We start from the raw sequence: 13150 nt of genomic DNA, 5'->3' as shown, positions 1-13150 counted from the left end.
ACCATAGAAGGATCCGTTCGCCCTGTTGACACGCCGTGGCCGGCTTGCTGCGCGGCGGAAACAGTTGAGCCTTGCGGAGCCCGCTGACTAGGCTGTGTCTCATGCGCACACTCCAAGCCAAGATCATCGAAGAAATGGGCGTCCAGCCCCAGATCGATCCCGCAGAGGAGGTGCGCAAACGCGTCACTTTCCTGAAGGAGTACCTCAAGGCCACCGGCACCAAGGGCTTTGTCCTGGGCATCTCCGGCGGCCTTGACTCGTCGCTCGCCGGGCGGCTCGCACAGCTCGCAGTCGAAGAGCTACAGTCAGAGGGCGTGGACGCGCAGTTTGTGGCGGTCCGCCTCCCCTACGGCGTCCAGCACGACGAGGAGGACGCGCAGGCCGCCCTGGACTTCATCAAGGCCTCTAAGGAATGGACGTTCAACATTTCCGCCGCCGTGGACGGCTTCGAGGACGAGTTCGAAAAGACGGTCGGCAACGGCATCTCCGACTTCCACAAGGGCAACACCAAGGCCCGCACGCGCATGATCGCCCAGTACGCCCTGGCGGGCGAGCACAACTACCTCGTCATCGGCACGGACCACGGAGCTGAATCCGTCACCGGGTTCTTCACCAAATACGGCGACGGCGGGGCCGACATCCTGCCGCTGTTCGGCCTCAACAAGCGGCAGAACCGGGCCCTGCTGGAACACCTCGGCGCCCCGGAGCGGGTCTGGAAGAAGGTGCCGACGGCCGACCTCCTGGACGGCCGGCCCGGCCGCACCGACGAGGACGAACTGGGCCTGAGCTACGACCAGATCGACGATTACCTCGAGGGCCGCGACGTCGGCGACAGAGCAGCAGAGTTGATCGAGCAGAAGTACTTGCGGACCCGGCACAAGCGCACAGTTCCGGTCAGCATCTTCGACACCTGGTGGAAGCACGAGGGTCCGGAAGAGGCCAGGGCAGGTCTCTGAGCCAGCTGGGCTTGGCCTCCGGACGTGTCTAGGGCAAGAAGCAGGATCTTCCCGCGGCCGTGGCCGCCGCGGCTGATTTCCAGCGCGTCGGCGGCCTCGATCAACGGCATCCGGTGCGCGATCGTGAAGGTGATCTGGCCCTCCGCGGCGAGCGTCCCCACTTCCGCCACCCGGCCTTCCAACTGCTGTACGGCCGCCAGCCCGGCTGCTGATGACTGCTCGCCCGGAACGGTGGTCACCGCCCGGCCGGTGCCCTGGAGCAGCTCGGCTGTTGCTGCCAGCGAGTCCTCGCTCCCCACGGTGTCCAGGACTGCCGTGACTGTGCCGGCGTCGTCGGCCAGGGAGCGCACCCGTTCGGCCAGGCCGCGGCCGTACGTCACGGGTTGGGCGCCCAGTTCGCTGAGGTACTCCTGGTTGGCCTCCGACGCCGTGCCGATCACGCGTGCGCCGAAGGCCTGCGCAATCTGGACCGCGGCCGAGCCAACCCCGCCCGCGGATCCGTGGATCAGCACCGTGTCCCCGGCTCCCACCATGAGCTGCTTCAGTGCCGAATACGCCGTGCCCCCTGCCACCGGAATGCACGCAGCCTGCTCGAAGTCCACGCCCGCCGGCAGGGGGGTCAGCTGGTCGGCCGGCACCACGGCCTCTGTCCGGTAGCCGCCCATAAGTCCGCTCCAAATGACCTCGTCACCCACCGCAAACCCCTCAAAAGCGGGCCCGACGGCGGTCACGACGCCGGCCGCTTCGCTGCCGGGCACCGCCGGAAAGTCCAGGGGTATCCACTTTTTCAGGTAGCCTGCCACAAGTTTCCAGTCCGCGGGGTTGACGCTGACCGCCCGGAATTCCACCCGGACCAGGCCGTCACCCGGCTCGGCCAGCTGCTCCGTACCCACCTTCAGCACCTGGGGGCCGCCGTATTCGTCGAAGTAGACCCTGGTGCTCATGGCTCTGGCTCCTTTGCTGCAGTCCCGCGCCCGTAGTGCAAGGGTAGGCACGGCACTGCAGGCATCACAAGGAAACGTCCGGGACATCCAGTCAGCGCCGGACTTCCACCTCACCCACCATGCCCATGTAGTCGTGCAGGGCGCAGATGTAGTCGAACTCTCCCACCTTGTTGAACGTCACGGTGAATTTGTCCCCTGGCTCCATCAGGCCGGAGCTGAGGTTCCCGCCCTTAAAGTCCTTGGGATTGCCCACGGGCGCAAACACATTGGCTGGCTCCTGCCCGAACGTCACGGTGTGCGGTGCACCCATTCCGCTGTTCACAAACGTCACAGTCTCGCCAAGGTGGACCACTATCTCGTGATGGACGAACCGCATCAGCATGGCAGTTTCGTTGTCCGTTCCGGCGATCACCTTGTGGTTGCTGGCCTGCTTGCGGGCAGCCTCCCATTGCTTCTCGCCATCCCGCACGATCTTCCGTTCCTGCTTCTTGGCCTGGCGGTCGTACTGTGACTGGGTGAAGGGGTACTCGGTTCCGGCGGCCCGGACATGGACAGTACCCTTCATCGCCATGCCATGAACGACGCAGTAGTAGGTGAAATTGCCGGTGTGCGTGAACTTCAGCGTGTAATGCTCTACCGCTTTGAAGCCGGTGTTGGAGACATTGGCCATGATTCCGGAGTTGTAGTACGAGTGGCCGTCATAGCCTGTGCCACCCTGTCGGCCCAGCTGCTTCGGGTCAAAGGGGTTGAACGGCTTGAGCGACTGGCCTTTCGCCAGGAACGTCACGGTGTGGATTTCGGCGGAGTTTGCCACCCACTTGATGTTGTCTCCGGCGTTGACATAGATATTCGACGGAAGGAAGGACATGCCCTGGATGGCCTGGTCTGAGGACTCTGAGCCGACCTGGACAGTCCAGGTCTTCGGTGAGTCCTCGTCGCCGGCATATGCGGCGCTGCCGAGGGAGAGCGGCAAAAGCATGGCCGCCAAAGAGGCGAGGAGAAGGCGCAGCAGGTGCGGCCTTTGGTGGTTTGCTGGTTTGAGAGTCATGCGACTCATTCCTTTTACGCTGGGCGTTGGCGGCCGCTGTGCGGCCAGCCGGGAAGGTGCCGACCCGCGGACTGCGGCGCCGGACCGATGCCAGAGCGGTACGGGCCAGCGGGGCCCTTCTGCTTTCCTTGTCGCCCAGCCCAGCGCAGGAAAGAGGCCCCGGAACCGGACCCGCCACCGGACTAGGCGACAACACGGGACTTTCCGGTTCTCGAAGGGACAAGTTGTGGTTCTGTTGAGCCGTCAGAGCCTGATTCGTGACCGATGTGCGGCCGAAGCCGACCGGCCCGAGACTACCGATACAGTCCCAATGGTGCTCCGCGTCAATGTATTTGTCGAGGAGAGTTTTCAGTTGGCGCTCCGTCTCTGGAGCCGGCCGGTAAGCCGGTGGGCCTCCTCCAGCAGGAGCCGCCCCAGCAGCTCGCGCCGGTCTCCACGGAACCGGGGTTCGATGCCGGTCAGGGACAGTGCCCAGGACGGACGGCCAGCCTGGTCGAAGACCGCTGCGCCCATCCCCCAGCTGCCTTCGAGCACCAAACCGGGGTTCACCGAGTAGCCCCGGCGGCGGGTCTGCTGCAGGCTCTTCCGGACCACGTCTTCCGCGTGGCCCTGCGCGTACTTGCCGGCATGTGCAGCCCAGTCCCCCAGGATCTGCTCCTGTTCCGCCTCGGGCAGGAACGCCATGATCGCTGTTCCTGCGGATGCCACGCCCAGCGGAAACCGGACACCCTCATGAAGCACAAAGGAGCGGACGGGGAAGCTGCCTTCCTCCCTCAGCAGGCACACGGTCTCCGAGCCCCGGCGGATCGAGAAGAAGGCGCTCTCGCCGGTCTCCTCGGCAAGCCGGCGCAGACTGGGCCTCGCGAGGTCCTCCAGCGGGAAGCGCGCGGCAGCAACCGAGCCCATCAGCAGGGCCTCGGGGCCGAGCACCCAGTTCCCGCTCAGGGGGTCGTGGTCGAGGAGGCCCTCGGCCGCGAGTGACGTGAGCAGGCGGTGCACGGTAGGACGCGTCAGTCCCGAGTCCCGCACAAGCTCCACGAGCGGGCTTCCTTCGGGCTTGCGTCCCACGATGCGCAGGAGGCCCGCGATGCGGCTGACGACCTGTGCGCCTTGGACCGGTGCGTGATTCACGACTTCTCCCTAAAGATCCATATTGTGGACACTCCCCAGCCTATCGTCCACAGTATGCAGGCGCTACAGCGGATAGACTTTCAAACCTTGACACAGCCTCAACGGCCCGCCTACGCTCCACAGTCAGAACCAGCGTCCACAAAGTGGACTGCGGCACAGCTCAACGAGGAGATGCGATGTCCAAACTGAAATCCGGTGCTGCGGAGGCCCTGCACGCTGTGCTGCGGGACGGGATCACCCTGGCCGTGGGCGGGTTCGGGCTGAGCGGCATTCCGGCGGACCTGATCGAGGCGGTGCGCGATTCGGGTGTGAAGGATCTGACGGTGGTGTCGAACAACATGGGGGTGGACGGCAAGGGCCTGGGGATCCTGATCGAGGCCGGGCAGGTCCGCAAGGTGATCGCGTCCTACGTCGGTGAGAACAAGCTCTTCGCGGAGCAGTACCTCGCCGGGGTCCTGGAGGTGGAGTTCACGCCGCAGGGCACCCTGGCCGAACGGCTGCGCGCCGGCGGCGCCGGCATCCCCGCTTTCTACACCAAAACCGGGGTGGGTACCCTGGTGGCCGAGGGCAAGCCGCACGAGGTGTTCGAGGGTGAAACGTACGTCCGGGAGCGGGCCATCCTCGCCGACGTCGCCCTCGTCCACGCCCACACCGCCGATACCGATGGCAACCTGATCTACCGGCACACAGCCCGGAACTTCAATCCCGTGGTTGCCACCGCCGGCAAGCTAACCATCGCGGAGGCCGAGGTGATCGTGGAACCGGGCCATCTGGACCCCAACCACATCGTCACCCCGGGCGTCTTTGTGCAGCGACTCGTGCAGGCCACGGGCCGACTCAAGGACATTGAGCAGCGCACCGTCCGGCGTCGCAGCGAACTTCTCAACACCGGCGCCGTGGCCGTCTGAGGCCTCACACACTTACGAAGGAGAACCCCATGGCCTGGACCAGGGATGAAATGGCTGCCATCGCGGCCGAAGAACTGAACGACGGCGACTACGTGAACCTGGGCATCGGCATCCCGACGCTGGTGGCCAACAACCTGCCCGACGGCGTCCGCGTCGTGTTGCAGAGCGAGAACGGGCTGCTCGGCATGGGCCCGTTCCCCTACGAGGGCGAGGAGGACGCCGACCTCATCAACGCCGGCAAACAGACCGTCACCATCCTGCCCGGCGGCAGCGTCTTTGACTCCGCCACCTCCTTCGGCATGATCCGCGGAGGCCACGTGAAGATCGCGATCCTCGGGGCCATGCAGGTCTCCGGCAACGGCGACCTCGCCAACTGGACCATCCCCGGCAAAATGGTCAAGGGCATGGGCGGGGCCATGGACCTCGTCGCAGGCACGCCGCGCGTTGTGGTCCTCACCGAACACAACGCCAAAGACGGCAGCCCCAAAATCGTCACCGACTGCACCCTGCCCCTGACCGGTGTGAGCGTCGTGGACCGCATCATCAGCGACCTCGCGGTCTTCGACCTCCCCAAAAAGGACGACGGCGGCCGGTGGCTCGCCCTCACCCGCCTCGCCCCCGGCGTCACGGAAGAAGAAATCCGTGAGAAGACAGGGGCCGAATTCCTGGTGGCACTCGAGCAGGGAGTCAGCTCCGCGACCGGATAAGCCGGGCGATCTCCGCAAAGCCCAGACGCTCGGCGTTCTCCACAGCCGTCCTGCCCTGCGGGTCGCGGATGTTGGGGTCCGCCCCGGCGTCCAGCAGTTGCTGCACCACGTCCTGCTGCCTCGGACCTCCGTTGTTCAGGAGGATGGCTTCCTGAATCGCGGTCCAGCCGAGCTTGTTGACGTGATTGACGGGGACGCCGGCGGCGATGAGGATCCGCACTGTCTCCACATGCCCGTGCTCGCTGGCCGGGATCAGGGCGGTGCCGCCGAAACGGTTGGTGCTCCTGACGTCCGCACCGTGGGCCAGGGTCAGCCGCAGAAGTTCGTTGAAGCCCTCGGCGCCCGCGTACAGGAAGGCTGAATCCTGGATCGAGTCCTTGGCGTTTACGTTCCCGCCTTCCCGGATCAGCCGGGCCACGAGCGCCACGTCGTTGGCTTTCGCGGCCAGGACCAGCCGCTGGTCCAGCTTCTGCTGCTCAGCCGGGGACAGGGAGGGACGTGGGGCGGCAGGAGCGGACGACGGCGGGCCCGCAGTGCCGTTCGAACCGGAACCGCCCGCCGCCGTCGGGCCTTTCGAGCTGGCCTCCGCCGTCGGGCTTCCCTGGGCTGAACCGACGGGGCTTGAACTGGCTGGGGCCGGGCCGGAGGCCATTGGGGCGCCGGAGCACCCCGCCAGCAGGGACGCCACCAGTACTGCCAGTCCCAGGAGCGGAAGAGCGGCGGCCAGCCGGCCGCCGTCGAACCTGCCTCTGGCCTTGCGCCTTTCCCTGCGCTCGCCGCCGTGCCCGTCTCCAACCACAGCGCGCAACCTACTTGGCGGCGATCACGGCGGCGCCAGCCTCGGCGCAGGCTTCGTCCAGCTTTCCGTCGGGGGCGCCACCGACGCCGATGCCCGCCACGGAGACGCCGTTCACCTTCAGCGGGACACCGCCCGGGAGGAACAGAGTGCCGGGAAGGTCCGCGATGCTCGGCCCGTTGCCGGAGATGCGCTTGGCAAGTTCGCTGGTGGGACTGCCGAACGCTGCGGCCGTGTACGCCTTGCGCTTGGCCGACTCGATGGTGTGCTCGGCGGCATTGTCGCCACGCAGGAGGGCCTGGACGGTGCCGAACCGGTCCACGAGGGCCACCGTGACGAACGGCAGCTTATCTGCCTGGCACTTGGCGAGGGCAGCGCCAACGGCCTTCGCCGAGGCGCCAACAGAGATCCGGTTCTGGGCGACGACGTTGTCCGCACCAGGCTGGACATCCGCGGCGGGCACAGCCGCCGCGGGCTGGACAGAGGCCGCCGCTGGCTGGACCGAAGCGGCTGCGGGGGAAGACCCTGATCCCGCATTAGTGACGGCGGTGGCACCGGCGGTGATGGCGAGCGCTCCGGCCGCCGCGGCGGCAAAGATCTTATGGGACTTCTTCACGGTGGTTCTCCTTCGGTAAGCGGGCGCAGCCCATGTTTGCGGGCGCAGCCAAACGGCTGCATTTCCATGGTGAACCCGTGCCGCCGCGGGCGCATCAGGCCATCAGGTGGGACCGGCTGGTACTTCTGGCTTGCGGTATCAGCCAAAAGGCTGAGAGACCAGCAACGGTGCGGGCAATAGCATGGTTCGTAGCAAACCTCCCACCGGAACCGGACCCGCCCATGCCCTCCACCGCCCCCACCGCACCGGAACTACTTCCCGCACGCACTGGCCATGTTCCAGGCAGCCGGCCGGGACGGATTGACGCCGCGGTCCATCTGGGATTCGCCGTGCTCATCGTGGCTTCGGTGGTGCGCTACGTGATGCGGCACAGCGCCCAGGACAACCTGCTTGTCCTCGCGCTGGCGGCCGCCGCCTGCGCCCTGTACGCCGTCCTCGCCGTGCTCGCCCAGCGCCGGCGCCCCTGGGCAGTGTGGATGTTCGTCCTGGTCGCCGTCTGGGCCGTACTGGTGGTGTCCGCACCAAGCTTCGCCTGGTGCTCGTTTGCGCTGTTCTTCCTGTGCCGCATCGCCTTCACCGGGGCCGTCGCCTACGCGGCGGCGGGGGCGACGGCGGCAGCCACCGCCGCGGGCTTGTTCCGGCTCAGCGACGGCACTGATCTGGCGATGCTCCTGGGACCGCTCGCCGTCGGCGTCCTGCTGACGCTGATTTATGACCGCATCGAGCACGACGCCGCCGAGCAGCGGCGCCTGCACCGTGAGGTGTCGCTCGCCCAGCGGCAACTGGCGGCCAGCGAGCGCCGGGCGGGCACCATCGCGGAGCGTGAGCGCGTCTCCCGGGAGATCCACGACACCGTGACCCAGGGCCTCGCCAGCAGCCTGCTCCTGCTTGAGGCCGCGAACCGTGCCTGGCCGGAGCCGGCGTCCCGGCAGGATCTTCGGCAGGCCAGCGAATTGCTGCGCCGGAACCTCTCCGACACCCGCAGCCTGGTCCACGAACTGGCGTCCCCCGGCCTCGATGCCACGCCGCTGCCGGACGCCCTGCTGCAGGCCGCCTCGCAGTACGTGCCGGACGCCAGGCTGCTGGTCACCGGCGAACCCCGGGAAGTGGCCGGCGAGGTGCGCCATGCCCTCCTCAGGGTGGTGCAGAGCGCCACCGCGAACATCAAGCTGCACGCCTCCGCGGAGACCGCCACCATCACCCTCGGCTTCCTGCCGGATGCAGTCACACTGGACATTTACGACGACGGCACGGGCTTCGATCCGGCGGCGGTACCACCGCCGTCGGACGCCGGTGGATACGGACTGCGGGCCATGCGGCAGCGGGTGGAGCAGCTGGGCGGCGCCTTCTCGGTGGAAAGCGCCCCGGGCGAGGGAACTGTGGTGGCGGCGCAGCTGCCGCTAAAGGGGGAAGAATGAGCTCCATCACCGTACTCCTCGTCGACGACCACCTCGTGGTCCGCAGCGGATTGAAGGCCCTGCTGGGGACACAGCCGGACATCGAAGTGGTGGCGGAGGCCTCCTCGGGCGAGGAAGCCTTGGTAGCAGCGGAAGGGCACGCCCCGGACGTCGTGGTGATGGACCTGGCCATGGGCCCGGGTATGGACGGGATCGAGGCGATCCGGAAGCTCCGCGAACGCAACCGCAGGCAGGCCGTGCTGGTCTTTACCACCTATGATTCCGACGCCGACATTGTCCGGGCCGTGGATGCCGGGGCCATGGGCTACCTCCTCAAGGACGCCGCACCCGAGGAGATCTTCGCCGCCGTCCGGGGCGCCGTCCAAGGCAAAAGTGTCATGAGCCCGCCAGTGGCCTCCCGCCTGTTCCAGCAGCTGCGCAACCCTGACGAGGTGCTGACACCGCGGGAAGCCGAGCTGCTGAGCCTCCTCACCGAGGGGCTCAGCAACAGGGAGCTGGGCCAGCGGCTGTTCATTTCCGAGGCCACCGTCAAGACCCACCTTGCCCACATCTACGCCAAGCTGGGCGTGGAGACGAGGGCCGCCGCCATCGCCACCGCCATCCGCCGGGAGGGGATGCGCTAACGGCTGCGGGACCCTGCACCACGGCCCGGTGGTGTACTGGAGCGGGGCTAGACTCGATCACGTCCAACCCCGCCCTTCCGAGAGGAGCAGCCATGCGTGCCACCATCATCCACGGACCCGGAGACATCAGGGTGGAGGACCGCGACTACCCTGCCGTCCAGCTCGCCACGGACGCCGTGGTCCGGGTGACAGCCGCCTGCGTCTGCGGCTCGGACCTCTGGCCGTACCGCGGTGTGAAGCCCGTCCGCCACCCCACTGCCATCGGCCACGAATTCGTCGGCGTCGTGGAAAGCACGGGTGCAGACCTATCCACGCTCCAGGCGGGCGACTTTGTGATCGCCCCCTTCGTGGTCAGCTGCGGGCAGTGCCCGCAGTGCCTGAACGGCGTGACTGTGGCCTGCGACCACCTCGCCGGCTGGGGCGGAAAGGACGACGCCGGGTTCCCTGTCGACGGCGGCCAGGGCCAGGCCGTGCGTGTCCCCCTCGCCGAATCGACGCTCGTCAAGGTGCCGGATGTCAGCGACCCGGATGCAAAGCTACGCAACAGCCTGCTGACCCTCTCGGACGTCATGGCCACCGGCCACCACGCCGCGGTCAGCGCCCAGGCGGGCCCCGGCCGGACCGTTGTGGTGGTCGGCGACGGCGCCGTGGGGCTTTGCGGCGTCCTGGCGGCAAATCGCCTCGGCGCCGAGCGGATCATCGCAATGTCCCGCCACGCCGACCGGCAGGCCATCGCCCGAGAGTTCGGGGCCACGGACATAGTGGAGGAGCGAGGGGACGACGGCGTCTCCAAGGTCCGCGAACTGCTCGGCGGTGTTCTGGCCGACTCTGTGCTCGAGTGCGTGGGAACCAAGGAGTCCATGGAGCAGGCACTGCACTCCGTCCGGCCCGGCGGTGCCCTGGGCTTCGTCGGCGTCCCCACCGGCGGCGCCGAGATCCCGCTGCGCTACCTGTTCGACAAAAACATCACCGTGGCCGGCGGAATGGCTCCGGCCCGGACCTACATTCCCGAACTGCTCAAGGACGTGCTGTCCGGCGCCATCAATCCAGGCCGGGTGTTCGACGTCGAGATGCCCCTGGAGGATGCACCCGAAGCCTATAAGGCGATGGACGAGCGCCGCGCCATCAAGGTGCTGCTGACGCCATAAGACGGTTGCGCGGACCCGGCACCGGGTCTACCGTGATCGGCATCAGTCACCACCGCCGTCAAGGAGCCGTCATGGCCGGGTTTGTGCAGATCATTGAATTCCAGACCTCACGCATCGAGGAGGTCGAAGCGCTGGGCCGCCCGTCGAGAACCGAGGGAACCACCACACCGACGTTTCGCCGCATCACCGCCACTGCGGACCGCGACCGTCCCGGGACATATTTCACCATCGTGGAATTCGACTCCTACGAGTCGGCGATGGAGAATTCCCGCCGGCCTGAAACGTCCGACTTCGCCGCGCAGATGGCAGCCCTGTGTGACGGACCCCCGGTTTTCCGCAATCTCGACGTGCAGTGGGAGGACACCGGCCAGGAGCCGGGCAGCACAACCTAGACCGGAAACAGCCTCTCCGAGTGACATTTGTGGACAGAATCTCCCGTTACAGGTGGGACTCCTGATGACGGCAACTATTGCACGCCCGGCGGATGGCCCATAGGTTGGAGTCAGCGGAGAACAATTTCCGCGTCTGCCTGCTGTCGGAGCAGGACCAGAAAAAGCGTTACAAAGGAAGTAGCAATGGCAACAGGCACAGTTAAATGGTTCAACGCCGAAAAGGGCTTCGGCTTCATCGCTCCGGATGATGGATCAGCAGATGTATTCGCACACTACTCAGCAATTGCCAGCAGCGGTTACCGCTCCCTGGATGAAAACCAGAAGGTCGAGTTCGAGGTGACCCAGGGCCCCAAGGGTCCGCAGGCAGAGAACATTCGCCCGCTGTAACGGCTTTCCAAAGACTCCCCTGTCCGTGCCTCGCACGCACAGGGGAGTTTTTGGTTTTCACCCCGGCAAATTTGCACCGCTTTCCAAGCCTGAGGAGCCCGGGCGGCGCGCCCTTCCAAGGAGCAGGTGTCCGGCGACGCCGCAAAGTGGTGCAGAAATGCCCCCTGACATCGCCGTGCCGCCGGGTAGAGTGCCGCCATGGATGAAAAAGCGACCCTGCACCATTACCTCCGGACACGGCGCGCCCAACTACTCGCCAAGCTCGACGGCCTGAGCGAGTACGACGCCCGCCGGCCGATGACGCCCACCGGCACCAACCTCCTGGGCCTGGTCAAGCACGTGGCCAGCGTGGAACTGGATTATTTCGGCGAGGTGTTCGGCCGGCCCAGTGGCCGGGTGCTGTCCTGGTTCGCCGACGGGGCCGAAGCGGACGCGGACATGTGGGCCACCCCGGAGCAGACGCGTGCCGAAATTGTCGAGCTGCACCACTTCTCGGCGGCGCACACCGATGCCACCATCGAAGCGCTGCCCCTGGACGCTCCGGGCGTCGTGCCCTGGTGGCGGGAAGAACGCAGGCACGTGACCCTGCACCAGATGCTGGTGCACATGTGTGCCGAGACGGCGCAGCACCTGGGACACGCAGACATCATCCGCGAACTCATCGACGGCTCCGCCGGGCAGGGCCCCAACGACCCCAACCTCCCTCAGCGGGGCTCGGCGGAGCAGGCCGCCTACGTGGAGCAACTGGAGGCCGCAGCGCGGAAAGCTGCCTCGCTGGCCGGGTAGAACGCCCTAGACGAAGGCTGATTTCCCTGTCACGGCCCGGGCCACAATCAGGGAATTGATCTCGTAGCTGCCCTCGTAGGTGTAGAGGATCTCGGCGTCACCGAAGAGTTTTCCCATTTCGTAGTCGCTGCTGATGCCGTTGCCGCCCAGCAGCGACCGGCCCAGGGCCACGGAGGCGCGGGCCAGCCGGGTGGTGGTGGCCTTGGCCATCGCCGCCTGGGCCATCTCCAGCCTGCCCTCCTCCTGGATCCGGGCCAGCTGTGCCATCAGGGCCAGTGAGGCCGATGCGTTGCCCAGGATCTCGGAGAGCTGCTGCTGGATGAGCTGGAAGCGTGCCAGCTCCTTGCCGAACTGGCGGCGCTGCAGCGAATAGGAGCGGGCAACGTCAAAGGCCGCGAGCTGAATTCCCGCAGCCTGCCATCCCACCCAGGCCCGGGAATCCCTCAACAGCCCGTTGGCCTTGGTGAAATCCGTGGCCCCGGGGAGAAGGTTGGCCTCCGGGATGCGGACGCCGTCCAGCTGAATATCTGCGTTCTGCATGATCCGCAACCCGATCTTGTTGCTGATCTTGGTCGCCGTGTAGCCGGGGCGGTCCGTTTCGACAATGAAGCCCTTGATCTGCTGGTCGGCCGCGTCCCGGGCCCACACGAGCGCAAAGTCGGCGATGGTTCCGGCGCCTATCCACCGCTTGGCCCCGTCGATGACCCATTCGCCGTCCTCAAGCCGGGCCGTGGTGGCCAGCCCGCCGGCAATGTCCGAACCGTGCTCCGGCTCGGTCAGCGCGAAGGCCCCCAACTGTGTGAAGGCCGTCAGTCCCGGCAGCCACCGCTGCTTCTGCTCGTCCGATCCCAGGGCGTCGATCATGCCGACGATCAGTTCATTGTGAATGCCCACCAGGGCTGACAGCGACACGTCGGCGCGGGCCACCTCAACGTACATGAGGCCCTTGAAGAGCGTGGATGTCCCGTCCGTCTGCAGGCCGCCAAGACCGTGCTTCCCCAGCTCCGCGAGAAGCCCGAACGGGAACTCTTCCCGGTTCCAGTATTCGATGGACTGGGCCCGGACCCTGGACTGCAGGAAGTCCCGGATCTCGAGATAGCGGGTCCGTTCAGCTGGCGCAAGCAGGTTCACAACATACATAAGATCCGCATCGGCAAACGGCGGCGCCATAGTGCCCGTTTCCCCTGCTGTGGCTTTCCCCGTCATAGCCTCTGCGGGCTGTCCGTTGTCACGTCCTTGTGGCTGCACGGGCATAGGTCCCTTCGCTCTTCCAAACCGTTGGATGTCCTA

General features: G+C 66.6%; 14 protein-coding genes and 1 pseudogene. 9 read left to right on the top strand and 6 right to left on the bottom strand.

Annotated elements, in window-relative coordinates:
- Positions 1 to 101 precede the first annotated feature (101 nt).
- A complete protein-coding gene (gene nadE / locus J7I85_RS05790; RefSeq protein WP_214847872.1) occupies positions 102 to 956 on the top strand; it encodes an ammonia-dependent NAD(+) synthetase in 855 nt (284 codons plus the stop codon).
- A 50-nt stretch (positions 957 to 1006) separates the two neighbouring features.
- Here nadE and J7I85_RS05785 read toward each other — a convergent pair.
- From J7I85_RS05785 to J7I85_RS05775, 3 genes and pseudogenes are all read right to left on the bottom strand, one after another.
- Positions 1007 to 1900, bottom strand: a pseudogene (locus tag J7I85_RS05785) (NADP-dependent oxidoreductase); the annotation flags it as partial.
- 91 nt (positions 1901 to 1991) lie between these two features.
- The gene (locus J7I85_RS05780; RefSeq protein WP_214847863.1) at positions 1992 to 2948 is read right to left on the bottom strand and encodes a plastocyanin/azurin family copper-binding protein; all 957 of its coding nucleotides are present in this window, start codon (positions 2946 to 2948) and stop codon (positions 1992 to 1994) included.
- 348 nt (positions 2949 to 3296) lie between these two features.
- Positions 3297 to 4079: an IclR family transcriptional regulator gene (locus J7I85_RS05775; protein ID WP_214847861.1), complete on the bottom strand. Its 783-nt coding sequence runs from the start codon at positions 4077 to 4079 to the stop codon at positions 3297 to 3299.
- A 176-nt stretch (positions 4080 to 4255) separates the two neighbouring features.
- On the opposite strand from J7I85_RS05775, the gene J7I85_RS05770 reads away from it, so the two are divergent.
- Positions 4256 to 4987: a CoA transferase subunit A gene (locus tag J7I85_RS05770; RefSeq protein WP_214847859.1), complete on the top strand. Its 732-nt coding sequence runs from the start codon at positions 4256 to 4258 to the stop codon at positions 4985 to 4987.
- A gap of 29 nt (positions 4988 to 5016) precedes the next feature.
- Positions 5017 to 5694: a CoA transferase subunit B gene (locus J7I85_RS05765; RefSeq protein ID WP_214847857.1), complete on the top strand. Its 678-nt coding sequence runs from the start codon at positions 5017 to 5019 to the stop codon at positions 5692 to 5694.
- On the opposite strand, the gene J7I85_RS05760 is transcribed toward J7I85_RS05765, so the two are convergent.
- Both J7I85_RS05760 and J7I85_RS05755 read right to left on the bottom strand, forming a co-directional pair.
- Positions 5675 to 6493 carry an ankyrin repeat domain-containing protein gene (locus J7I85_RS05760; RefSeq protein ID WP_308159401.1) on the bottom strand — a complete coding sequence of 273 codons (819 nt, stop codon included), beginning with the start codon at positions 6491 to 6493 and terminating at the stop codon, positions 5675 to 5677. The genes J7I85_RS05765 and J7I85_RS05760 overlap by 20 nt on opposite strands.
- Positions 6494 to 6503: 10 nt before the next feature.
- Positions 6504 to 7106 (bottom strand): heme-binding protein, encoded by a 603-nt coding sequence (locus J7I85_RS05755; protein ID WP_214847855.1) that lies wholly within the window; start codon positions 7104 to 7106, stop codon positions 6504 to 6506.
- Between the two features lie 221 nt (positions 7107 to 7327).
- On the opposite strand from J7I85_RS05755, the gene J7I85_RS05750 reads away from it, so the two are divergent.
- The 6 genes from J7I85_RS05750 (at position 7328) to J7I85_RS05725 (ending at position 11860) form a co-directional block, all read left to right on the top strand.
- Positions 7328 to 8524, top strand: coding sequence for a sensor histidine kinase (locus J7I85_RS05750; protein WP_214847852.1), 1197 nt, complete (start codon positions 7328 to 7330; stop codon positions 8522 to 8524).
- Positions 8521 to 9147 carry a response regulator transcription factor gene (locus J7I85_RS05745; protein ID WP_214847850.1) on the top strand — a complete coding sequence of 209 codons (627 nt, stop codon included), beginning with the start codon at positions 8521 to 8523 and terminating at the stop codon, positions 9145 to 9147. The genes J7I85_RS05750 and J7I85_RS05745 overlap by 4 nt, the downstream gene beginning before the upstream one ends.
- A gap of 92 nt (positions 9148 to 9239) precedes the next feature.
- Positions 9240 to 10295 (top strand): zinc-dependent alcohol dehydrogenase family protein, encoded by a 1056-nt coding sequence (locus J7I85_RS05740; protein ID WP_214847848.1) that lies wholly within the window; start codon positions 9240 to 9242, stop codon positions 10293 to 10295.
- Between the two features lie 71 nt (positions 10296 to 10366).
- Positions 10367 to 10687: a putative quinol monooxygenase gene (locus tag J7I85_RS05735; protein WP_214847846.1), complete on the top strand. Its 321-nt coding sequence runs from the start codon at positions 10367 to 10369 to the stop codon at positions 10685 to 10687.
- Positions 10688 to 10870: 183 nt separating this feature from the next.
- A complete protein-coding gene (locus J7I85_RS05730) occupies positions 10871 to 11074 on the top strand; it encodes a cold-shock protein (protein WP_003799085.1) in 204 nt (67 codons plus the stop codon).
- Positions 11075 to 11272: 198 nt separating this feature from the next.
- The gene (locus tag J7I85_RS05725; RefSeq protein ID WP_214847844.1) at positions 11273 to 11860 is read left to right on the top strand and encodes a DinB family protein; all 588 of its coding nucleotides are present in this window, start codon (positions 11273 to 11275) and stop codon (positions 11858 to 11860) included.
- 6 nt (positions 11861 to 11866) lie between these two features.
- Here the strand turns inward: J7I85_RS05725 and J7I85_RS05720 are convergent, their stop codons facing one another.
- Positions 11867 to 13030 (bottom strand): acyl-CoA dehydrogenase family protein, encoded by a 1164-nt coding sequence (locus J7I85_RS05720; RefSeq protein ID WP_251023980.1) that lies wholly within the window; start codon positions 13028 to 13030, stop codon positions 11867 to 11869.
- Positions 13031 to 13150 lie beyond the last annotated feature (120 nt).

Source organism: Arthrobacter sp. ISL-65, assembly GCF_018613795.1.
GTDB lineage: Bacteria > Actinomycetota > Actinomycetes > Actinomycetales > Micrococcaceae > Arthrobacter.
Note: the sequence above shows the minus strand (reverse complement) of the source record. Positions and strands in the feature narration are given on the sequence as shown.

Coding starts and splice junctions, on each gene's coding strand:
- J7I85_RS05720 (WP_251023980.1), bottom strand. CDS start 13,030: ATGGCGCCGCCGTTTGCCGATGCGGATCTTATGTATGTTGTGAACCTG.
- nadE (WP_214847872.1), top strand. CDS start 102: ATGCGCACACTCCAAGCCAAGATCATCGAAGAAATGGGCGTCCAGCCC.
- J7I85_RS05725 (WP_214847844.1), top strand. CDS start 11,273: ATGGATGAAAAAGCGACCCTGCACCATTACCTCCGGACACGGCGCGCC.
- J7I85_RS05730 (WP_003799085.1), top strand. CDS start 10,871: ATGGCAACAGGCACAGTTAAATGGTTCAACGCCGAAAAGGGCTTCGGC.
- J7I85_RS05740 (WP_214847848.1), top strand. CDS start 9,240: ATGCGTGCCACCATCATCCACGGACCCGGAGACATCAGGGTGGAGGAC.
- J7I85_RS05745 (WP_214847850.1), top strand. CDS start 8,521: ATGAGCTCCATCACCGTACTCCTCGTCGACGACCACCTCGTGGTCCGC.
- J7I85_RS05735 (WP_214847846.1), top strand. CDS start 10,367: ATGGCCGGGTTTGTGCAGATCATTGAATTCCAGACCTCACGCATCGAG.
- J7I85_RS05780 (WP_214847863.1), bottom strand. CDS start 2,948: ATGACTCTCAAACCAGCAAACCACCAAAGGCCGCACCTGCTGCGCCTT.
- J7I85_RS05765 (WP_214847857.1), top strand. CDS start 5,017: ATGGCCTGGACCAGGGATGAAATGGCTGCCATCGCGGCCGAAGAACTG.
- J7I85_RS05770 (WP_214847859.1), top strand. CDS start 4,256: ATGTCCAAACTGAAATCCGGTGCTGCGGAGGCCCTGCACGCTGTGCTG.
- J7I85_RS05750 (WP_214847852.1), top strand. CDS start 7,328: ATGCCCTCCACCGCCCCCACCGCACCGGAACTACTTCCCGCACGCACT.